The 19,801-nt window shown below is 72.3% G+C and carries 17 protein-coding genes, 1 pseudogene and 1 riboswitch; of the genes and pseudogenes, 12 read left to right on the forward strand and 6 right to left on the reverse strand.

Features of this window, described 5'->3' with window-relative positions; translation table 11 throughout:
* The first annotated feature begins 116 nt into the window (after nt 1-116).
* On the forward strand, nt 117-623 hold the full coding sequence (locus AC1Q5D_RS11055) for a GNAT family N-acetyltransferase (protein ID WP_481738650.1): 507 nt from the start codon (nt 117-119) through the stop codon (nt 621-623).
* A 106-nt stretch (nt 624-729) separates the two neighbouring features.
* Complete coding sequence (locus tag AC1Q5D_RS11060) at nt 730-1,113, forward strand: VOC family protein (RefSeq protein ID WP_481738651.1); 384 nt, start codon at nt 730-732, stop codon at nt 1,111-1,113.
* Here the strand turns inward: AC1Q5D_RS11060 and AC1Q5D_RS11065 are convergent.
* The gene (locus tag AC1Q5D_RS11065) at nt 1,110-1,952 is read right to left on the reverse strand and encodes an oxygenase MpaB family protein (protein ID WP_481738652.1); all 843 of its coding nucleotides are present in this window, start codon (nt 1,950-1,952) and stop codon (nt 1,110-1,112) included. The two genes, AC1Q5D_RS11060 and AC1Q5D_RS11065, sit on opposite strands and share 4 nt — an antisense overlap.
* A gap of 108 nt (nt 1,953-2,060) precedes the next feature.
* A riboswitch (guanidine-III (ykkC-III) riboswitch) is annotated at nt 2,061-2,127 on the forward strand.
* Nucleotides 2,128-2,139: 12 nt separating this feature from the next.
* Here AC1Q5D_RS11065 and AC1Q5D_RS11070 point away from each other — a divergent pair.
* Nucleotides 2,140-2,454 (forward strand): DMT family transporter, encoded by a 315-nt coding sequence (locus tag AC1Q5D_RS11070; RefSeq protein ID WP_481738653.1) that lies wholly within the window; start codon nt 2,140-2,142, stop codon nt 2,452-2,454.
* Nucleotides 2,455-2,456: 2 nt separating this feature from the next.
* A complete protein-coding gene (locus AC1Q5D_RS11075) occupies nt 2,457-2,888 on the forward strand; it encodes a DMT family transporter (RefSeq protein WP_481738654.1) in 432 nt (143 codons plus the stop codon).
* A gap of 10 nt (nt 2,889-2,898) precedes the next feature.
* Here the strand turns inward: AC1Q5D_RS11075 and rlmN are convergent, their stop codons facing one another.
* On the reverse strand, nt 2,899-4,374 hold the full coding sequence (gene rlmN / locus AC1Q5D_RS11080) for a dual-specificity RNA methyltransferase RlmN (RefSeq protein ID WP_481738655.1): 1,476 nt from the start codon (nt 4,372-4,374) through the stop codon (nt 2,899-2,901).
* Between the two features lie 135 nt (nt 4,375-4,509).
* Between rlmN and AC1Q5D_RS11085 the strand changes: the two genes are divergently transcribed.
* The 3 genes and pseudogenes from AC1Q5D_RS11085 to AC1Q5D_RS11095 all read left to right on the forward strand — a co-directional run bounded on the left by AC1Q5D_RS11085 (nt 4,510) and on the right by AC1Q5D_RS11095 (nt 8,574).
* Nucleotides 4,510-6,150 (forward strand): PucR family transcriptional regulator, encoded by a 1,641-nt coding sequence (locus tag AC1Q5D_RS11085; protein WP_481738656.1) that lies wholly within the window; start codon nt 4,510-4,512, stop codon nt 6,148-6,150.
* A gap of 209 nt (nt 6,151-6,359) precedes the next feature.
* Nucleotides 6,360-7,565 (forward strand): annotated as a pseudogene (locus AC1Q5D_RS11090) (Orn/Lys/Arg decarboxylase N-terminal domain-containing protein); the annotation flags it as partial.
* A 106-nt stretch (nt 7,566-7,671) separates the two neighbouring features.
* Nucleotides 7,672-8,574 carry an Orn/Lys/Arg family decarboxylase gene (locus AC1Q5D_RS11095; protein ID WP_481738657.1) on the forward strand — a complete coding sequence of 301 codons (903 nt, stop codon included), beginning with the start codon at nt 7,672-7,674 and terminating at the stop codon, nt 8,572-8,574.
* 220 nt (nt 8,575-8,794) lie between these two features.
* Here the strand turns inward: AC1Q5D_RS11095 and thpD are convergent, their stop codons facing one another.
* The 4 genes from thpD to ectA all read right to left on the reverse strand — a co-directional run bounded on the left by thpD (nt 8,795) and on the right by ectA (nt 12,362).
* Complete coding sequence (gene thpD / locus AC1Q5D_RS11100) at nt 8,795-9,697, reverse strand: ectoine hydroxylase (RefSeq protein WP_481738658.1); 903 nt, start codon at nt 9,695-9,697, stop codon at nt 8,795-8,797.
* Between the two features lie 120 nt (nt 9,698-9,817).
* A complete protein-coding gene (locus AC1Q5D_RS11105) occupies nt 9,818-10,222 on the reverse strand; it encodes an ectoine synthase (protein ID WP_481738659.1) in 405 nt (134 codons plus the stop codon).
* A gap of 180 nt (nt 10,223-10,402) precedes the next feature.
* Complete coding sequence (gene ectB, locus AC1Q5D_RS11110) at nt 10,403-11,674, reverse strand: diaminobutyrate--2-oxoglutarate transaminase (RefSeq protein WP_481738660.1); 1,272 nt, start codon at nt 11,672-11,674, stop codon at nt 10,403-10,405.
* Between the two features lie 142 nt (nt 11,675-11,816).
* Nucleotides 11,817-12,362: a diaminobutyrate acetyltransferase gene (gene ectA / locus AC1Q5D_RS11115; RefSeq protein WP_481738661.1), complete on the reverse strand. Its 546-nt coding sequence runs from the start codon at nt 12,360-12,362 to the stop codon at nt 11,817-11,819.
* Between the two features lie 970 nt (nt 12,363-13,332).
* On the opposite strand from ectA, the gene AC1Q5D_RS11120 reads away from it, so the two are divergent.
* From AC1Q5D_RS11120 to AC1Q5D_RS11140, 5 genes are all read left to right on the forward strand, one after another.
* Nucleotides 13,333-15,495, forward strand: a complete 2,163-nt coding sequence (locus AC1Q5D_RS11120; RefSeq protein ID WP_481738662.1) for an HNH endonuclease signature motif containing protein — start codon at nt 13,333-13,335, stop codon at nt 15,493-15,495.
* A 43-nt stretch (nt 15,496-15,538) separates the two neighbouring features.
* A complete protein-coding gene (locus AC1Q5D_RS11125; RefSeq protein ID WP_481738663.1) occupies nt 15,539-16,216 on the forward strand; it encodes an HD domain-containing protein in 678 nt (225 codons plus the stop codon).
* A gap of 63 nt (nt 16,217-16,279) precedes the next feature.
* A complete protein-coding gene (locus AC1Q5D_RS11130; protein WP_481738664.1) occupies nt 16,280-17,092 on the forward strand; it encodes an IclR family transcriptional regulator in 813 nt (270 codons plus the stop codon).
* A 153-nt stretch (nt 17,093-17,245) separates the two neighbouring features.
* On the forward strand, nt 17,246-18,520 hold the full coding sequence (locus AC1Q5D_RS11135; protein WP_481738665.1) for a cytochrome P450: 1,275 nt from the start codon (nt 17,246-17,248) through the stop codon (nt 18,518-18,520).
* A gap of 3 nt (nt 18,521-18,523) precedes the next feature.
* Nucleotides 18,524-19,771: a PEP/pyruvate-binding domain-containing protein gene (locus tag AC1Q5D_RS11140; protein WP_481738666.1), complete on the forward strand. Its 1,248-nt coding sequence runs from the start codon at nt 18,524-18,526 to the stop codon at nt 19,769-19,771.
* Nucleotides 19,772-19,801 lie beyond the last annotated feature (30 nt).

A 19,801-nucleotide genomic window follows, 5' to 3' on the forward strand; every position in this document is an offset into this window, starting at 1 on the left:
GCGTCGTGGCGCCACGGGTTCCGCACCAGCCTAAGCCCCGGGAGCGGGCGCCCTACCGGCCCCCGCCTCCGCAGCCCCGTGCGACGATGGGACCCCGCCCGACCGGAAGGAACGCCATGCCGGAGTGGACCGTGCGGTCCGAGTCCGCCGCCGATGTCGACGCCGTCCACCGGGTCAACGCCGCCGCATTCCCGACCCGGGCGGAGGCCGACCTCGTCGACGCCCTCCGCGCGGACCGCGGCGCGTGGGTGCCCGGGCTGTCGATCGTGGTCGAGGACGACGGCGCCGTCGTCGGCCACTGCCTGTTGACCCGCTGCCATGTCGGTGCCGCCCCGGCCCTCGCCCTGGCGCCGTGCGCCGTCGTCCCGGCCCGGCAGGGGTTGGGCGCTGGGTCGGCCGCCATCCGCGCCGCGCTGGACGCGGCCCGGGAGCGGGGCGAGCACGCGGTGGTCGTCCTCGGCCACCCCGCCTACTACCCGCGCTTCGGCTTCGCCCCGGCCTCGCGGTTCGGCATCGCTGCCCCGATGGACGTCCCCGACGAGGCCTTCATGGCTCTCGGGCTGCGCGGCGGCGTCCCGCTTCCGGTCGGGACGGTGCGCTACGCGGACGCGTTCGGGCTCTGAGCCGTACCGCGTGCGGGCACTGAGCCGTACCGCGTGCGGGCACTGAGCCGTACCGCGTGCAGGGACTGACGTACCGCGTGCGGGCACTGGGCCGTACGCTGGGGCCATGGCTGCCGACCTGTTCGCCGGACTGCCCGTCAGCGACTACGACCGGGCCCTCGACTGGTACGGGCGCCTGCTCGGGACGGGCCCCAGCTTCCTGCCGAACGAGTCCGAAGCCGTGTGGGAAGTGGCCGAGCACGGCTGGCTGTACATCGAGGTGCGCCCCGACAGGGCCGGCCACGGCCTCGCCACGGTCTTCCTCGACGACCTGGACGCGTTCACCGGCGCCGCCGCCGAGCGCGGGCTCGAGCCCGATACGCGGGAGACGTACGGCAACGGCGTGCGCAAGGCCGTCTACCGGGACCCCGACGGGAACGAGCTCGGCTTCGGCGGGGCGCCCACCGGCGGCGCGGCCGACGCTGGCCCTGCCGGGGCCGAGGCCCCCTAGATCTTCGCGAGGTAGTGCCGCATGGGCGCGTGCCGCACCGCCGTCGGAAGGCGCGGGAAGACGGCGGCGGCGCCCCGGATGGCCGCCCGGTAGGCCGTGTCGCGGCCGCGGGACCAGTGAAGCCCGAAGGCCTCCCGCAGCTGGGGCGGGAGCATGCCCGCCGTGAGCAGCCGGGCCAGCGGCAGGGCTGCGCGCGCCCACACCGGCACGTTGGTCGCGTGCAGGAGGGTGCGCCCGACCTCCGCGGCCGCGGGCGTCACCGCCAGACGGGACGATTCCCGCTCCCAGTAGGCGGCGAAGTCCCTCCGGTCGGCGGGCCACAGGCCCGCCGGCATCTGCAGGGCCGTCCCGAGCACGGCGTACTGCCGGTACAGCGCATCGGCCTCGCCGGGGGCGAGCGGCGGCAGGACGGCGTGTTGGACCAGCATCGCGGAATCGTAGAGCGTGGCGGCGACCCACCGCTGCAGTCTGGGGTCGCGGGCGCTGTAGGCGGGCGCGGCCTCCGACTGCGCGGCGGACGGGCGGGTCGGCGTCGGCCGCGCCCCGCCACGGCCGGAATGGGCGCCATGGTCCGCCCGGCGCGTTCCGCGCACCGGGGCGTGCGCCCGGTCGACCCGGGCGCGGACGCGTTGGGCCTGCTCGTCGGTGCCGTTGGTGAGCGCGTAGATGTAGCTGAGGGTGCCGTGGAAGCGCCGCATGGGGTCCTCGGCGAACCGGCTGTGCTCGGCGACGCCGCGGCCGACGGCGGGGTGGGCGATCTGCAGCAGGATCGCGCGGCCGGCGCCCGCGAGAAAGACGGCCTCGGGGGCGAGGCTGCGCAGGGGTTCGGACACGGCCATACTTCGAGGCTACCGCGCGGCCGGGAGCGGCCGGGCCCGCCCGCCGGCGCCGACCGGTGGCGTTCCCGACAGCGCCTTGCCGCCCCCGCAACCGCGTGCGAACCTTAATCCGGGCGCCGCAACAGGCCCCGCGGACGAGGGGACCCGTACCCGCACAGCGACAAGACGGGCCATGGAGGTGTTGGCCATGGCATGGCTCGTCCTGATTCTCTCCGGCGTCCTGGAGGCCGTCTGGGCCTCGGCGCTCGGCGCGACCCAGGGCTTCCGGAAGTGGAAGCCCACCCTGCTCTTCGCCGGGGCGCTCGTCGTCTCGATGGCCGGGCTGGCCTACGCGATGGCCGAGCTCCCGACCGGAACGTCCTACGCCGTCTGGACCGGGACCGGTGCGGGCCTCACGGTCCTCTGGGCGATCGTCTCCGGCCGGGAGCGGGCGACGCTCGTGCGCTCGCTGCTGCTGATCGGCCTGATCGGCTGCGTCGTCGGCCTCAAGGCGGTGGCGTAGCCGTGGCGTGGGCGCTGCTGCTGGTTTCCGCCGTCTTCGAGGCCGTGTGGGCCACCGCCCTGGGCGAGTCCAACGGCCTGACCCGACCCGGTCCGACGGCGGCGTTCGCCGTCTTCCTCGTCCTGAGCATGGCGGGCCTCGGCCTGGCCGCCAAGCGCATCCCGATCAGCGTGGCCTACGCGGTGTGGACCGGCGTGGGCGCCGCCCTCACCGTCGCGTGGGCCATGGCCACCGGGAACGAGCCCGTGTCCGCCCTGAAGGTCGTCTTCCTGGCGGGGATCATCGCCTGCGTCGCGGGGCTGAAGTTCACGAAGACCGAGCCTGGTCCCCGCGCCACCGGGGGCGGCGAGGGGGCCGGGGACGGCGCGGCGTCCGGGGCCGGAGCGCCCTCCCGGCCGGCCGGGGACCGCGAGCCGCGGCAGGCGCGTCGCTGACCTCCCCCGGCTACTCGGCGGCGGCGAGCTGCCCGCAGGCGCCGTCGATCTCCTTGCCCCGCGTGTCGCGCAGCGTCGTCGGGATCCCGGCGTCGTTGAGGCGCGAGACGAAGTCGCGGGTGACGTCCCGCTCGGACGCCGTCCAGATCGATCCCGGCGTGGGGTTCAGCGGGATGGGGTTGACGTGGACCCAGCCGCGGCCCCGTGCGTTGAGCTTGCGGGCGAGCAGGTCGGCGCGCCAGCCGTGGTCGTTCATGTCCTTGATCAGCGCGTACTCAATGGAGACGCGCCGGCCGGTCCGCCGGTAGTACTCGTGCGCGGCGTCGAGGGCCTCGTCGACCTTCCACCGCGAGTTCACGGGGATCAGCTCGTCGCGCAGCTCATCGTCGGGTGCGTGCAGGGACAGCGCGAACGTGAACGGCAGGTCCTCGTCGGCGAGCTTGCGGATCGCCGGGACCAGCCCGACCGTGGAGACCGTGATGCCGCGGGCGCTCATCCCCAGGCCCTCGGGCGCTTCGTCGACCATGCGGTGCACGGCGGCCATGACCCGCTTGTAGTTGGCGAGCGGCTCGCCCATGCCCATGAAGACGATGTTGTTGACGCGCTCGGGCTCGCCGTCCTCGCGCGCGGACGGGCCCAGGCCGCCCTCGGCGATGACCCGGTTGGCCTGCACGATCTGGTCCAGGATCTCGGCGGTGGACATGTTGCGGGTCAGGCCGGCCTGCCCGGTCGCGCAGAACGGGCAGTTCATGCCGCAGCCGCACTGGCTGGAGACGCAGAGCGTGATCCGGCCGGGGTAGCGCATCAGCACGGACTCGACGAGCGACCCGTCGAAGAGCCGCCACAGGAACTTGACGGTGTCCCCGTTGTCGGTCGTGAGCCGCTTGACCTCGGTCAGCAGGGTCGGGAACAGGGCGTCGACGAGCTCCTGCCGGCCCCCCTGGGGAAGGTCCGTCATGGCGGCGGGGTCGGTGGTGTAGCGGCGGAAGTAGTGCTGGGAGAGCTGCTTGGCCCGGAACGCGGGCAGCCCGAGCTCCTTGAGCTTGGCCTGCCGCTCCTCCAGCGTGAGGTCGGCCAGGTGCGTGGGCGGCTGGGTGACGCGGGGCCGCTGCGCGAACTGCAGTTGCGGGCGCCCGTCCGGGCCCATGGCCTGCTTCCACCCCTCGGGGGTCGGTCGCACCTGGGCGCGGCCCTCGCGGCGGGCGCGCGCGTCGAGGCCGTCGCGGGCGGCGGTTCCCGGGCGCCCGACGGCGGCCGCCTCGCCGGCGGCGCCGGCCGCGGGACGGTCCCCCGGACGCGTGCCCTCCGCCCCGGGGACGCCGCGCAGCGGTCCCGCGGAGGGGGCGTCGGGGCGTCGGGCGTGGTGCCTGGAGGTCCCGGTTCGGTGGTGGCCGTCGGCCGGGTGGAGCTCCTCGGCCGCGTGGGTGGCCGGCGCGCCCGGTCCTGCGGGCTCGTGGTCCTGGGGGCGGGGCTGGGTGGAAGTCATCCGTTCCATTGTCCCAAGAAACCCGGCGGGCGGGAACGCCGGGGCGCGCCCGGGAACGACGACGGCGAGGGAGGCTGTCGTCCACGTGCCCGCCGGGCTGTACGCGGGGTTGTGGATTCCACTTAGGCTTTCTCCGTGGATTCATGGATTTCGCCAAACGGCGTCGCGACGAGCGGCGCACCGATGACCCTCGACGAGCTCATCGGCGCACTCGGCGAGGAGTCCGTCGAGGTCCTGGCCGCCCCTCCGGGCGCCTACCCCGTCGTCACGGGAACGGAGTTCGCCGACACCGCGTCGGAACCGCCGGAAACGCCCGGGCTGCTGCTGCACGTCACGTCCGCCGATGCCCTCGGCACGGCGCCGAACGGGGGCTTCGACCAGCTGCTGCGCCGGGCGGCGGCGGCCCGCTGCAGCGCCGTCGCCGTGAAGTCCTCCCCGGACACGACCGCGGCTCTGGCTGGCCTGGCGGCCGCAGCGGGCGTCCCGCTCCTGCGCTTCGCCCCGCACATTCCGTGGCGCTACGTGGACGCCCTGGTGGCCCGGGCCCTGGGCGAGCACGACTCCCTCGGACGCCCCCAGTCGGGGCCCGCCCGCTCGCTCCACGACCTGGCCAACTCGCTCGCCGAGGTCTTCGGCGGCGCCGTCGCGGTCGAGGATCTCGGGCGCAGCGTCCTGGCCTACTCGTCGGTCCCCGGACAGGCCATCGACCCGCTGCGCGTCGAGGGGATCCTCGGGCGGCGCGCCTCGGCGTCGCCGTTCAACGACGACCGGTACCGGGCGGTGCTGCGCAGCGACGACGCCCTCTGCTTTCCCGGCTCCCCCGAGCAGCTGCCGCGCGCGGGGGTCGCCATCCGTTCGGGCACCATCAACCTCGGGACCATCTGGGCCATCCGGACCGACGGGGGCGACGCTGCGCCCGACGCGCAACTGGAGGCCCTCCGCGCCGCCGGCCAGGAGGCCGCCGGCGCCCTGGTCGAGGCGCTGCAGTTGCGCACCGACGGCCGGCGGGCGCACCTCGAGGCCGTGCGCCGGCTGCTCTCGGGCCAGGGCCTCGACGAGGGCGACCTCGCCGAGTTGGGCCTGTCGGCGGACGCGCCCCTGGCGGTCACGGCGTTCGGGCTCGACGCCGAGCACGTGCCGCCCCTCGTCATGGACCAGGTCAGGTCCACGCTGGCCCGCGCCTACGCGGCCTTCCTGAGCCACGCCCAGGTGGTGGTCGCCGGGCACCGCCTGTATGTCCTGGCCCATCCCCGCCACCCGGAGGAACTGCCCCGCCTCGCCCGGTCGGCGGTGTCCCGCGTCCGCCACATCGTCGGGGACCGCGTCCGCGCCGCCGTCGGCTCCGGGGACGGGACCGTCGCCCGCTTCGCGGCGGGCCGCGCGGAGGTGGACGCGATGCTCGACGCCGGCCTGCCCGCGGGGGACGACGGCGTCGCCGTCGCGGACGAGTCCCGGGCCACGCTGTCCCTGCGGGCGGCCGGGGCCGCGCTCGCGGCCACCCCCTGGGCGCGCAGCGGCGCCCTGGCCCGACTGCTCCGGCACGATGCCGACCACGGCACCGGCTCTGCGGCGAGCCTACTGGCGTGGTTCGACGCGTCGGGGAACGTCGCGGCCGCTGCGCGGTCGCTCGGCGTGCACGAGAACACCGTCCGCTACCGCGTGCGCCGCGCCGCCGAGGAATTCGGGCTCGACCTTGCGGACCCGGACACGCGACTCGCCCTCTGGCTCGAACTGCGGACCGCCGGCACGGCGGGCGCTCGGGCCCGGGACCGGTAGCCGCGCGCCCCGGAGCGGGCGGGCGTCCCGCTTGTCGGTTCCCACCTTCGGCCGGCCGCCTGTTGTCGGTTCCCACCTCCGGCCAGAGCCCCTGTTGTCGGCTTCCACCAAGAGCGTGAGCCGTGCCACTGCGACGATGGACGCCGGCCCATCCCCGTGGGCGGCACCCCCGAGGAGCAGGAGCAGCAGTGAAGCTCGATTTCCCGATCATGATCGTGTCCAGCGGCCTGGACGGCGACGGCGCGGGCCCGGCAGCCCTCAAGGGCCTGTCCGCCGCGCTGGAGGAGTCGGGGCTCGACCTGGTCCGCGTTCCCGACGCCCAGGACGTCACGACGTTCGGGTCCATGACCAGCCGGGTCTCGGCCATGGTCTACGCGGTGGCCGCCCCCCGCGGGCAGGACGGGACGGAGCGGCGGGCGGTCGACGACATCCGGTCCTTCGTGTCGGCGGTGCGGAGCCGCAACGAGCACGTCCCGCTCTTCCTGTTCGGCGAACAGCTGACGGCGCGGGTCATCCCGAGCGACGTCCTGCGCCACGTGCACGGGTTCATCAACGCCTTTGAGGACACCCCGGAGTTCGTGGCCCGGTCGATCGCCCGCGAGGCGTCGAACTACGTGGCCCAGCTGGCCCCTCCGTTCTTCTCCGCCCTGATGAAGTACGCGCAGGACGGCGCGTACTCGTGGCACTGCCCGGGCCACTCGGGCGGGACCGCGTTCCTGAAAAGCCCGGCCGGCACGCTGTTCCACCAGTTCTTCGGCGAGAATCTCCTGCGCTCCGACGTGTGCAACGCGGTCGAGGAGCTCGGCCAGCTGCTCGACCACACGGGGCCGGTGGCCGAATCGGAGCGCCGCGCCGCCCGCACGTTCAATGCCGACCACCTGTACTTCGTCACCAACGGCACGTCGACGTCGAACAAGATCGTGTGGAACTCGATGGTCGGCGCGGGGGACATCGTCGTCGTCGACCGCAACTGCCACAAGTCGGTGCTCCACGCGATCATCCTGACGGGCGCCATCCCGATCTTCCTGACGCCGACCCGCAATCTTGCCGGCATCATCGGCCCCATCCCGCGCAGCGAATTCACGCCCGAGTCGATCCAGGCGAAGATCGACGCCAACCCCTTCATCGGCAACAAGACCCAGCGCCCCAAGGTCCTCACCCTGACGCAGAGCACCTACGACGGCATCATCTACCACGCCGAGGAAATCAAGTCGGTCCTCGACGGGTACGTCGACGCGCTCCACTTCGACGAGGCGTGGCTGCCGCACGCCGCGTTCCACGAACTCTACGAGGGGATGCACGCCATCGGGCGCGGGCGGCCCCGGCCCGGCCGGTCCATGGTCTACGCGACCCAGTCCACCCACAAGCTCCTGGCCGGCCTGTCTCAGGCCTCCCAGATCCTCGTCCAGGAGTCCCGCGAGCGCGCCCTGGACCAGACCGTGTTCAACGAGTCGTTCCTCATGCACACGTCGACGAGCCCCCCAGTACGCGATCATCGCGAGCTGCGACGTCTCCGCGGCCATGATGGAGGGCCGCGGCGGGCACGCCCTCGTGGAGGAGGCCATCACCGAGGCGATGGAGTTCCGCCGCGCGATCATCCGCATCGGCGAGGAGCGCCCGGCCGACTGGTGGTTCGGCGTCTGGGGCCCGGACACCCCGGCCCGCGAGGGCCTGGCCGCGCGCGAGGAGTGGGAGCTCACGGGCTCCGACGACTGGCACGGCTTCGAGGCGGTCGACGAGGGCTTCACCATGCTCGACCCGATCAAGGTCACCGTGCTCACGCCGGGCCTGACCGTCGACGGCGTGTTCGGGGAATCCGGCATCCCGGCCTCGATCGTTTCGCGCTACCTGGCGGAGAACGGGATCGTCGTCGAGAAGACGGGCCTGTACTCGTTCTTCATCCTCTTCACCATCGGCATCACCAAGGGCCGGTGGAACACCATGATCTCGGAGCTGCAGCGGTTCAAGGACGCCTACGACGCGAACGCAGCCGTGGCCGAGGCGATGCCCGGCCTCGCCGCCGAGCAGCCGCGGTATGCGAGGACGGGCCTGCGGGACCTCTGCCAGGCGATCCACGCAGAATATCGGGCCCACGACGTGGCGAGGCTGGCCACGGAGATCTACACGTCCGGCCTGGACGCGGCGATGCTCCCCACGCAGGCGTGGGGGGCCATGACGGCCGGCGACGTCGAGCACGTGCCCCTGGACGAGCTCGAGGGCCGCATCACCGCCGTGCTGCTCACGCCCTACCCGCCGGGAATCCCGCTCCTCGTGCCCGGCGAGCGCATCAACTCGACGATCATGCGGTACCTGAAGTTCGAGGAGGGCTGCAACGCCCTGTTCCCCGGCTTCGAGACCCTCACGCATGGCATGACGGAGGCGGCGGACGGCCGGCCGCGATCGGTGATCTGCATCAGGGAATAGCGCCGCCCCGCCCGGGAGGCCCGGGGACGCGGAAGGGGACGGCGGCGGGTGGGCCCCGCCGTCGTCCCCTTCCTTCGGTTCAGCGCCCTGCCGCGCGGGGCGCGGCGCCGGGAAATCCAGCGCCACGCCGCGCGGCGCGCCGGGAGCGCGACCGCGCCACCCCGTTACTCCGGGCCCCTTCCAGGGGGCCTCGCCCGAGGCAGGCCGGTCGCGTGCCCCGCTACTGGCCGGCCGGCGTGAAGTCCGTCGAGCTGGCGAACTCCGGACGCGGCTTCGACGCCGCGTACGGCTCCTGCGTCGTGTTCTCGACCGAGTTGAACACGATGAAGATGTTCGACCGCGAGAACGGCGTCACGTTGCCGTTGGAGGCGTGCATGCAATTCGAGTCGAACATGATCGCCCCGCCGGCCTTGCCCTCGAGCACGTCGATGCCGAAGCGGTCGGCGAACTCGGTGAGCGTGGCCTTGTCCGGCGTGCCGGCACCCTGCATCACGAGGGACTTCTTGTAGTTGTCCTCGGGCGTGGCGGCGTCGCAGGACACGTACTCCTTGTGGGAGCCCGGCATGATCATCAGCGGGCCGTTGAAGGAGTAGTTGTCCGTCAGCGAGATCGAGATCGACACGGCGCGCATCCGGGGCATGCCGTCCTCGGCGTGCCACGTCTCGAAGTCCGAGTGCCACATGAAGTCCTTGCCCTCGAAGGAGGGCTTGTAGTTCACGCGGGACTGGTGGATGTAGACGTCCGAGCCCAGCAGCTGCTTGGCCCGTCCGACCACGCGCGGGTCGTTCGCGATCTTCTTGAAGACCTCCGACGTCCGGTGGACGTCGAAGACGGAGCGGACCTCCTGGCTCTTGGCCTCGACGATGCAGCGCTCGTCGGCCCGGACGGTCGGGTCCTCCGAGAGCCGCTTCAGCTCGCCCCGGAGCTCCTCGAGCTCCTCCGGGGAGACCAGCTCGTCGATGGTGAGATAGCCCTTCGCCTCGTAGTGGTCAAGGGTCGCCTGGTCCATGGGGCCATCGGCCGCGGTCCCCCAGACCACCTTGTCCTCTCGCGGCATGACCTGCACCTGGCCGGCGCGGGTCGGGTAGGCATCGATTCGGTTCTGTTCTGCCACAGCAGTCATGCGTTCCTCCTCGGTGTTGTTTTCCTTGCGCCGCGGCGTCGTTGCCGCCGGCGCCCATTCCGGGACGGCGAAAGCCCGGCCAGCCTGGCGGGGCTGGTCGGGCTTGCCGGACCGGTGGTCTTAGGCGTTCGCGCCCTCGGGCTCGACCACGAGCGGGTACACGCCGTTCTCGTCGTGGACCTCGCGGCCGGTGACGGGCGGGTTGAACACGCAGGCCATGCGCAGCTCGGTGGTGGCGCGGACCGTGTGCTTCTCGTGCCCGTCCAGCAGGTACATGGTGCCGTCCTTGAGCTCGTGCACCTCGCCGGTCACCTCGTTGGTGAGGGTGCCCTCGCCCTGGACGCAGTACACGGCCTCGATGTGGTTCGCGTAGTGGAACGTCGAGGTGGTGCCGGCGTAGATGACGGTGTCGTGGAAGGAGAAGCCCACGCCCTCCTTGGCCAGCACCATCCGGCGGCTGCGCCAGGTCTCGGACTGGATGTCGCGCTCGGTCTCGTTCAGGTCGTCTCGGTTCACAACGAGCATGTCGGCTCCTCTGGGTCGTGGTGGTTTCGTTCCCGCCCGGAGCGGCCCCTCGCGGGGCCGGCCCGGGCAGCGGGCGACGGCGGGAGCGGGCCCCGCCGTCGTCCGTTGTCTTCGGGGCGCCTCCCGGCGCCCGGTGTCGGCCCCCCACGCGCGCGGCGCGTGGGATCCGACGGCGGCGTCCTAGACGCCGGCCAGGGCGGGCTGCCCGGCCACCGCGCGGACGGCCTCGGCGATGGTGTCCAGGCCGCGCTTGAGCTCCTCGGCCGTGATGGTCAGCGGCGGCATGACCTTCAGGACCTCGTCCTCGGGGCCGGACGTCTCGACGAGCACGCCGTTCGCGAACGACTCCGCGGCGACCTTGCCGGCCATCTCCGGGTCCTCGAAGCGGACGCCGGCGAGCAGGCCGCGGCCGCGGACGGAGGCGCCCTCCACGGAGGCGGCGATCTCCTCGAGGCGGCGGTGCATCTCGGCGATGGTGCCGGCCAGCTCGTTCTGGAACGTGTCGTCGGCCCAGTACTTCTTCAGCGCGGCGGTGGCCGTGACGAAGGACGGGTTCTGGCCGCGGAACGTGCCGTTGTGCTCGCCCGGGGACCAGACGTCGAGCTCCTTGCGGAACAGGGTCAGCGCCATCGGCAGGCCGTAGCCGGAGATCGACTTCGACAGGCAGACGATGTCCGGCTCGATCCCGGCCTCCTCGAAGCTGAAGAAGGACCCGGTGCGGCCGCAGCCAGCCTGGACGTCGTCGACGATCAGGAGGATGTCGTGGCGCTTGCACAGCGCAGCGAGGCCGCGGAGCCACTCGGCGCGGGCGGCGCGCAGGCCACCCTCGCCCTGAACGGTCTCGACGATGACGGCGGCGGGCTTGTCGACGCCCGAGCCCGAGTCCTCGAGCACGCGCTCGAGCCACAGGAAGTCCGGGGTCTCGCCGTCGAAGTAGTCGTCGTACGGGATCTTGGAGCTGTTGGTCAGCGGGATGCCGGCGCCCTTGCGCTTCATCGAGTTGCCGGTCACGGACAGCGAACCCAGCGTCATGCCGTGGAACGCGTTCGTGAAGGACAGGATGTGCTGGCGGCCGGTCACCTTGCGGGCCAGCTTCAGGGCCGCCTCAACGGTGTTCGTCCCGGTCGGGCCGGGGAACATGACCTTGTAGTCCAGATCGCGCGGCTTGAGGATGACGTCGCGGAACGTCTCGAGGAACTCGCGCTTGGCCGGGGTCATCATGTCCAGCGAGTGCACGACGCCGCCGCTGGTGAGGTACTCGACCAGGGGGGCCTGCAGGGCCGGGTTGTTGTGGCCGTAGTTCAGGGCGCCGGCCCCGGCGAAGAAGTCCAGGTACTCGGTGCCGTCCTCGGCGGTCTGGGTCGCGCCGCTGGCCTTCGTGAAGACGGCGGGCCAGCTGCGGCTGTAGCCGCGGACCTCGGACTCGAGGGTTTCGAAAATCGTGGTGTCCATGGTGTTCCCTTTCGGCGGTGCGGAACCCGGTGGTTCCGCGCTCAAGGTGGAAGTGCGGTGGTGGCTGCGTGCCGGTCCCTTTCCCGGGCGGGAGGCGCCGGGGCGCCGCGGGGCGGCGCCGGGGACGACGGCGGCGTCGGGGCTAGTTCGCTCCGACGGTGGCCTTCGCGGCCGGTCGTGCGGCGCGGTCGGCCGCGAGCGGGCCGATGCGGTGCAGGTACTCCGTGTCGTGGCCGTCCGGGTACATCTCCGGGGTGAAGAGGGCCGTGACATCGTGGTCCGCGCCGTAGCGCTCGGCGAACGAGGCAAACAGGCGGTTGGACGCCGCGTTGTCGTCCGTGATGGTGGTCTCCAGCGCCTTCGCGCCGGTGCGCAGCGCGAGCTCGTCCAGCATCGTGCCGGCGAGACCGCGTCCGCGTGCGGCGGAGTCCACGGCGACCTGCCAGATCATCAGCGTGCCGGGCTCGTCGGGGCGGTTGTAGCCGGTGACGAAGCCGACGGGCTCGCCGTCGAGTTCGGCGATCACGCTGGTCTCCGCGAAGTCGCGGCACCACAGCAGGTAGGAGTAGGACGAGTTCAGGTCGAGGACCTGGGAGTCCTTGGCCATGCACCACATGGCGTGGCCGTCAGCCGTTTCGGGCTGGCGGAGAATAGGCTCGGACAGGACGTTTTCTGTTTGATCAGCCATCCATTTCAACGTACCGGGATCATTTTCGATCTCAACCCCCGGGGTCCCGCATTTGACAGCTTTCGGCTCAAGTTCGGCCTCGATCGCGCTCATGAGCGGCCCCCGTGCATCCCAAAGCTGGCGCGGGATGCACGCGGATCCCGCGACGAGTACCACGGGGGGTGAGGAACGTTACCGTTTTGTTATTTAACGTATGCGTGAGGCATGCCACTTTTCGGGCTTCGGCCGCCGATACCCCGGAGTAACCGAAGCCCCGCCCGACGGCCGCCAGCAGTGCGGGGCATGGGTCGCCAGCCGCCCATGGACGCGACCCTGGCCCACCGGCCATCCGTCGGGTGCGGGCATGGGTACGCCTGCCGCGCACCGGCGTCGGACGGAACCCGCCGGCGGCCCACCGCTGGGGGCATGGGTGCGCCGGCACCCCCCGGCGCGGGCACGGGCATGGGTGCGCCGGCGCCCCCGGCGCAGGCATGGGTGCGCCGGCGCCCCCCGCGCGGACACCGACCCATCCCAACCCATTGGCGCGGGCAGAAGCCCGCCGACACTCCGCAGAGGCGACAACGCCAGCCCAGCCACGGCGGCACTACACGCTCCGATTAAGTCGGAATTTCTTTCCACATTCCCATTCTGTCGAGCCAATGTGTCGTACATCTCTTCTAATATTGGGGGCATGGATCTGGACGAGGGCCGCGCACCGGGGCGCGGCAGCGACGACGCGGTCGGTCGCGGGGCGTCGGAGGCACGGCCCGCTTCCTCGCCTGCTGCCGCGCACCCGCCCTGCGCCCCTGGCGCACCCGCCAGCGGCACGGACACGCCCGTCAGTGGTCCAGACGCGCCCGCCACCGGCGCAGATAAACCCGCCAGCGGATCGGACGCACAAGCCCCGGCGGCGCCAGGCAGTCCCGCAGAGCCCGCCGCCCAGATCCAGGTGCACGATTTCACTCCGCCCACCCCGGGCCCCGACGCTCCGGTGGATCTGGTCCCGGTCCCCGGCGTGGATTCGTCCCGGGCCGGATTCGTCGATGGACGGCTATGGCTTGCCCCCGAGGCGGACCTGTCCCTGTCCGAGGCCGAGGCCCTGTCGATGGCCCTCGAGGCACGGCGGAGGGGCCTCGAAGCCGATAGCCACGTGGTCCTTGCCCGCGCCGCCACCGCCATGGGCACCGAGTACCACCGCGAGATCACCGAACTAGCCGACCTCTCGGGAAACCAGGCCGCAGACGCGGACAACGCAGCCCGGCTCCGCTGCGACCTCGGTGGCCCCACCCCCGCTTGGGCGAGCTGGAGCGAGACCGCGTTGGCCTTCACCCTGTCGCAAGCGTTGCACCTGTCCGAACGCACGGTCTGCAACCGCATCGACGAAGCCCTTGAGCTCCACCACGAAAGGGCCGCCACGCTGGCCGCCCTCTCGACCGGGGAAATCTCCGGCCAGCACGCCCGCACCATCGTCGAGGCCTGCCAGGACGTCCAGCCAGAGATGCCCGACTTGCCCGCCGTGGACGCCAGCGAAGCGGACCGAGAGGCCTACCTCCGCGCAGTCTCCACGGAACTGGCCCACAACGCCCTGCGCCGGGCCTGGCTCGAGGGCGAGCTCCTCACCGCCGCTCCGACCACCACGCCGGCCACGCTGCGCCGCAAATCCAAAGACCTCCGCCACCGGCTCGGCCCCGGCACCGCTGCCGAACGCGCCAGGCGCAACCGGGCCGACCGGGTCGTCGTCATCTCCCCCGGCGAGGAGGGCATGAGTGAACTCTTCGCCCAGATCCCGGCCGAATACGGCATCGCTGTCGCCGACCGCCTCGCGCACATTGCGGCCACCCTGAAACGCGAACCTGGCGAAACCCGCACCATGGCCCAGCTCAAGACAGACGTCCTCGTGGAGCTCCTGCTGGGGACCGAGGACTCGGCCGCTTGGGAGAACATCCGCGCCGAAGTCATGGTTCTGCTCCCCCACACCTGTCTGCCCGGCACACCCGCCCCCCGCAGCACCGAGCCGAACACCAGCCCCAGCGCCGAGCCGAACGTGCACTCGAACGCCGACGCGAGCGCGGACGCCACGTCCAGCGCCGAGCCGGACGCGAACGCCAGCTCCAGCGCCGGGCCGGACGCAAACGCCAGCTCCAGCGCCGGGGCGGACGCAAACGCCAGCTCCAGCGCCGGGAGCGCCGACGATAAGAAGGCGCAGGCACCGGGGCACACCCCGGAGGCCCTCCCGCACGGATCCGGAAGCGCCCTGGCCACGCCAGTACGCCCCGGGGCGGCCGCGGACGGTGGTGGCCGCACGGACGGAGACGACGAGGAAGACATCCTCGAGGCCGCCCCTGGCGACGCCCTCCCACCGATGGGAGGCCCCGACCCGACGGCAGGGGCACACCTGGTCGGCCACGGTCCCATCGACACCGCGACGGCACTGCGCCTCGCCGCTTCCGCCGCGACCTGGGACAGGCTCTACACGGGCGCCGACGGCCGCACCATCATCGGGATGGCCGCCACGAAGTACCGACCCACCGAAGCCGAACGCGAGGCCCTTCGCGCGGCCCTCCGCGCGCCCCTCGGCGTGAGGGGGACGGGAATGGCTCCAGGAGGCCCGCCGCCGCCTGCCTGGGACCGTCTCCACGCACCGCCCCGGGCGTTGGCCCGGCCCAGCTACGGCAGGACCCGCTATCGGCCGAGCCGCGCACAGGAACGCGTCCTCAAGGCCCGGCAGCCGACCTGCAGCGTCGGCGGATGCAACACGCCCGCCCGCGAGAACGACCACGCCACGGAATGGGCCGCCGGCGGCCACACCAGCCTGGATAACCTCCACCCGGACTGCCGGCGCCACCATGCGTTGGACACGGGCGGCTTGCTGCACTCCCGGCCGCTTGGCAACGGTGCCATCGAATTCACCACCGTCACCGGACGCCGCCACACCACGGCCCCCGAGATCCCCTGGGCCATGCAGGGACCGCCACCCCCACCAGAGCCGGCTGGCCCCCTGCCCCCGCGGTACCCGAATCCCCATGAGGACCGCATCTGGGCCATGCACCTCGACGACCTCAGACGCCAGGTGGCCGCGCGTGCCCTTCCCGCGGAACCGCCCCCAGCACCGGACCCGGCAGATCCGCCACCCGACGATGAGCCGCCCTTTTGAAACTCCGCTTGGCGCACCCCGTCGAAGGCGGGACGCTGGGGCCATGACGAAAATGGAGCCGGCATCAAACCTCTATGGCCAGGACGTCGCAGACCACGTGCCCGCTGCTGCGCCAGGCCCGCAGATCCTCGAGCCCGACGACGCGGGGGCGTGGCGGCTCGCGGCTCCCCTGCTGGCGGTCCGGGACAACGACGCCCACACGCTCTACGCGTACGCCCTCGCCCGGTCGCTGCTCGCGGCCCACCCGGAGGCCGACGCCCGGGTCGTCCTCCCGGCGATCCTGCTCCACGACATCGGGTGGTCGCAGGTCCCCGCCGACGACGTACTCTCGGCCATCGCCCCTGGTGGGGGCGACCGGGACCTCGTGCTGCTCCACGAGCGCGAGGGAGCCCGCCTGGCCCGCGACATCCTCGACCAGGTCGGCTGCCCACCCGACACCCGCGACCGGATTACCCGGATCATCGACGGGCACGACTCGCGGCGGGAGGCCCTTTCGATCGAGGACGCCCTCGTCAAGGACGCCGACAAGGTCTGGCGACTGAGCCCCCACGGCATCGACACGATCATGGACTGGTTCGGACTCGACCGCGCCCAGACCCTCCGACTCTGCGCGTCGCGCGTCCTCGGACACCTCTTCACGCAAGAGGCCACCGCCGTCGCCGGCGGCCTGGCCGCCCTCGAGTCCGCCACGCTCTGGCCGGAGCGGCAGGCCCTGGGCTGACCCTACGGGACGGGCGCCGCCCGGCGCCGCCCTCCCTAGACTGGTTCCAGCGGAGGAGGCGACATGGCGGGTGGCAACAGGGAGCCTGGGCGGAGCGTCACGTCCAAGGTCCTCGCCATCATCGGCGTGTTCGAGACCTCGCGCCGCTCGATGTCCCTGACCGAACTCTCCGAGCAGGCCGGCGTCCCCCTGTCCACAACGCACCGCCTGGTCGGGGAAATGGTCGAATGGGGCCTGTTGTCGCGGGGCGCCAACGGGAACATCCAGCTGGGCCTCCGGCTGTGGGCCATCGCTCAGAACGCCGGCCGCCAATTGCGCGACACCGCACGCCCGTTCATCCAGGACCTCTTCTCCCTCACGGGCGAAACCAGCCAGCTGGCAGTCCGCGACGGCAACTCCGCGCTCTACATCGAGCGCGTCTACGGCACGATGCGCGTCCCCCGGGCCTCCCGCGTCGGCGGCCGGCTGCCCCTCCACGCCACGGCCGTGGGAAAGGTGATCCTCGCCTTCGACGAGCCCTGGGTCAGGACCGCCTACCTGCAGCGCGACCTCGAGCGGCCCACGCCCCAGACCCACACGAACCCGGCGCGGCTGGCGGAGGAACTGGACGAGGTCCGCGAGCGCGGCTACGCCGTGACCCTGGAGGAGATGCGCGGCGGCTCGTGCTCGATCGCCGTGCCGGTCTTCCATACGGGCCGGATCGGCTGCAGCATCGGCCTCGTGGTCCCGTCGACGCACGGCGCGACCATGACCCGGCACCTCCCGGCCCTGCGGGGAATCTCCAGCCGGATCGAGCGCGCCACCGCCCATATCCCCCTGGAGACCCTTCTGGGCAGCCTCATCGACCCCCTGCCGGACGAGCCGCGCGAGCACTAGGCAAACGCGGGACCCGGAGCAACCGGCCGAACCCCAACACCTCTTCCACTCAGTGGGATAGTGGAGTGAGTGCCATCGCGTGACCTGAGTAACACTTGAGGAAGCCAAGCCGGGAACCGCCTAGCGGCCCGGGAAGCCTTCCCAGGAGTTCAGATGCCTTCCACCACGGACACCGCCCGCTGCCCGTTCGGCCACGGCGCCGAGGCGCCGGCCGACCACCACGGCTTCGAGCCGTTCCAGCAGAAGGACCCGTTCCCCGCCTACCAGGCGCTGCGGACCGAGCAGCCGGTCATGTTCGACGAGCGCGTCGGCTACTACGTCGTCACCCGGTACGACGACGTGAAGGCCGTCTTCGACGACTGGGAGACGTTCTCCTCCGAGAACGCCCAGGCCCCCGTCCGCCGGCGGGGCGCCGCCGCGACGAAGATCATGGAGGAGGGCGGCTTCACGGCCTACTCCGGACTGTCGGCCCGCCGCCCGCCGGAGCACACCCGGATCCGCGCCGTCGCGCAGAAGGCCTTCACGCCCCGCCGCTACAAGGTCCTCGAGCCGGAGATCCGGAAGAACGTCGTCCGGCTCGTCGAGAAGATGCTGGCGCGCCCGGACCGCGACGGCGACATCTTCCGCGACCTGGCCTACGAGGTCCCCACGGTCACGATCCTGACCCTGATCGGCGCGGACGTGTCCAAGCTGGACACGTTCAAGGCCTGGTCCGACTCGCGGGCCGCCATGACGTGGGGCGACCTGTCCGACGAGGAGCAGGTCCCGCACGCCCACAACCTGGTCGACTACTGGCAGGAGTGCCTCCGGCTGGTCCGCGTCGCCCACGAGGAGGGCGGCGACAACCTCACGGCCGACCTGGTCCGCGCACAGTCCGACGGCGCCGAGATCAGCGACCACGAGATCGCCTCGCTCCTCTACTCCCTGCTCTTCGCGGGCCACGAAACCACGACGACGCTGATCGCCAACTGCTTCCGCGTCCTGCTCGCGCACCAGGACCAGTGGGCGCAGCTCGCCGAGGACCCGAAGAAGATCGCCGGCGCCGTCGACGAGGTCCTCCGCTACTCCGGCTCCATCGTCGCCTGGCGCCGCAAGGCCCTCAAGGACACCGAGGTCGGCGGCGTGAGGATCCCCCAGGGCGGCGAGCTGCTGCTCGTCATGGGCTCCGCGAACCGCGAGGAGGAGCGTTTCGAGCACGGCGAGGAGTTCGACATCTCCCGCAACAACGCCCGCGAGCACCTTTCCTTCGGGTTCGGCATCCACTACTGCCTCGGAAACATGCTCGCCAAGCTCCAGGCCAAAATCGCCCTCGAGGAGGCCCTCCGCCTCGCCCCCGGCCTGCGCCTCGTCGCCCCCGACGACATCACCTTCCGCGAGAACCTCTCGTTCCGCGTCCCCGAAACCGTCCCCGTCACCTGGGAGTCCTGACCCATGGAAAGCACCGACTACATCCAGTCCTTCGACGGAGGCATCGAGCCGAAGCTCGAGCGTCTCGGCGGCAAGGGCGCGTCGCTGGTCACCATGACCGACGCCGGCATGCCCGTCCCCCCGGGCTTCGTCGTCACCACGGCCGTGTTCGACGCCTTCATCGACGAGGCCGGGATCCGGGACGGCATCCGAACCCGCCTGGCCGGGCTCGACGCCGACGACCCTACGGCCGTGGAGTCCGCGTCTGCCGCCATCCGCGAGGAGATCTGTTCCCGCCCGGTCCCGGCCGGCCTGCGCCAGGAGACCCGCGCCGCCTACGAGGCGCTGCAGTCGCGCTTCGCGGCCCCCGCCCCGGTCGCCGTCCGTTCCTCCGCCACCGCCGAGGACCTGCCCGACGCCTCCTTCGCCGGCCAGCAGGACACCTACCTCTGGCTCGAGGGCTTCGACTCGGTCGCCGAGCACGTCCGGCGCTGCTGGGCCTCCCTCTACACGGCCCGCGCCATCACCTACCGGCTCAAGAACGGCATCGAGGACGAGGGCCTGTCGATGGCCGTCGTCGTCCAGAAGATGGCCAACGCGCGGGTCTCCGGCGTCGCCATGACCCTGGACCCGGCCAACGGGGACCGCTCCAAGATCACCGTCGACGCCTCCTACGGCGTCGGGGAAACGGTCGTCTCCGGCACGGTCACCCCGGACAACATCCAACTCGACAAGGTCACGCTCGCCGTCGTCACCGAACACATCGGCGACAAGCACGTCGAGCTCGTGCCCGACGCCGGCGCCCACACCCTGGTGGAGCGCCCCGTCGACGCCGACCGCCGCGGGCGCCGCAGCCTCACCGACGCCGAGCTGGAGGCCGTCGCCCGCATGGCCAAGCGCGCCGAGAAGCACTACGGGTGCCCGCAGGACATCGAGTGGGCCCTCGACGCCGACCTCCCCGACGGCGAGAACCTCATGCTCCTGCAGTCCCGCCCCGAGACCGTGCACTCGTCGAAGGCGCCCGCCGCGGCGGGGACCGGCGGCTTCGCCGCCGCCCTCGGCATCCCGGGAACGGGCACGACGGCGGCGCACCCGCCCGGAACGCCTGGCCCCGGCCACCCCGGTTCCGGCGACACAGCCGGCGGCGCCACGGCGGCCGGCGATGGCACAACGGCCAGCACCGCGAACGGCGGCCCGACGGCGGGCACCGCGCCGTCGGGCTCCTTCGGCCTCGGCTCCATCACCGCCAGCCTGCTCCGCAGCGCACCCTGACGCACCGCCACGGCTCCCCCGTACCTCCCC

It is taken from the genome of Arthrobacter paludis (genome assembly GCF_056782315.1).

Coding starts and splice junctions, on each gene's coding strand:
- AC1Q5D_RS11055 (WP_481738650.1), top strand. CDS start 117: ATGCCGGAGTGGACCGTGCGGTCCGAGTCCGCCGCCGATGTCGACGCC.
- AC1Q5D_RS11070 (WP_481738653.1), top strand. CDS start 2,140: ATGGCATGGCTCGTCCTGATTCTCTCCGGCGTCCTGGAGGCCGTCTGG.
- ectA (WP_481738661.1), bottom strand. CDS start 12,362: ATGGCTGATCAAACAGAAAACGTCCTGTCCGAGCCTATTCTCCGCCAG.
- rlmN (WP_481738655.1), bottom strand. CDS start 4,374: ATGACTTCCACCCAGCCCCGCCCCCAGGACCACGAGCCCGCAGGACCG.
- AC1Q5D_RS11095 (WP_481738657.1), top strand. CDS start 7,672: ATGATGGAGGGCCGCGGCGGGCACGCCCTCGTGGAGGAGGCCATCACC.
- AC1Q5D_RS11130 (WP_481738664.1), top strand. CDS start 16,280: ATGGCGGGTGGCAACAGGGAGCCTGGGCGGAGCGTCACGTCCAAGGTC.
- ectB (WP_481738660.1), bottom strand. CDS start 11,674: ATGGACACCACGATTTTCGAAACCCTCGAGTCCGAGGTCCGCGGCTAC.
- AC1Q5D_RS11135 (WP_481738665.1), top strand. CDS start 17,246: ATGCCTTCCACCACGGACACCGCCCGCTGCCCGTTCGGCCACGGCGCC.
- AC1Q5D_RS11060 (WP_481738651.1), top strand. CDS start 730: ATGGCTGCCGACCTGTTCGCCGGACTGCCCGTCAGCGACTACGACCGG.
- AC1Q5D_RS11140 (WP_481738666.1), top strand. CDS start 18,524: ATGGAAAGCACCGACTACATCCAGTCCTTCGACGGAGGCATCGAGCCG.
- AC1Q5D_RS11105 (WP_481738659.1), bottom strand. CDS start 10,222: ATGCTCGTTGTGAACCGAGACGACCTGAACGAGACCGAGCGCGACATC.
- thpD (WP_481738658.1), bottom strand. CDS start 9,697: ATGACTGCTGTGGCAGAACAGAACCGAATCGATGCCTACCCGACCCGC.
- AC1Q5D_RS11065 (WP_481738652.1), bottom strand. CDS start 1,952: ATGGCCGTGTCCGAACCCCTGCGCAGCCTCGCCCCCGAGGCCGTCTTT.
- AC1Q5D_RS11125 (WP_481738663.1), top strand. CDS start 15,539: ATGACGAAAATGGAGCCGGCATCAAACCTCTATGGCCAGGACGTCGCA.